Below are 242 nucleotides of genomic sequence, written 5' to 3' on the forward strand. Positions count from 1 at the left end.
CAGCATGATGTTGGCGGCGGCGAAGCCGGCAACACCGATGCGCTTGAGGAAATCGCGGTCGGCGGCGCGGGCCTTGCCGGCGGTGTCCTCAGCGAGCTCGGCGGCGGTGAAGCCGGCGCGAGCCAGCGCATCGACGCGGTCGGCGGCGTTGACGGCGGCAGGCCCGTGCACGGCGGTGACGCGTTTGGCCGAGAGATTGGCGCGCGCGCCCGCAACGCCGGGGACGGCGGTGAGGGCAGCCT

Annotated in this window: 1 protein-coding gene; it reads right to left on the reverse strand. The window is 74.4% G+C overall.

Annotated elements, in window-relative coordinates; translation table 11 throughout:
- A partial coding sequence (locus tag SAZ04_RS22850) for a hypothetical protein (RefSeq protein ID WP_332700058.1) occupies positions 1-242 on the reverse strand: 242 nt, incomplete at both ends.

It is taken from the genome of Halalkalibacter lacteus, from assembly GCF_036663595.1.
Taxonomy (GTDB): Bacteria; Bacillota; Bacilli; order Bacillales; family Bacillaceae_D; genus Halalkalibacter; species Halalkalibacter lacteus.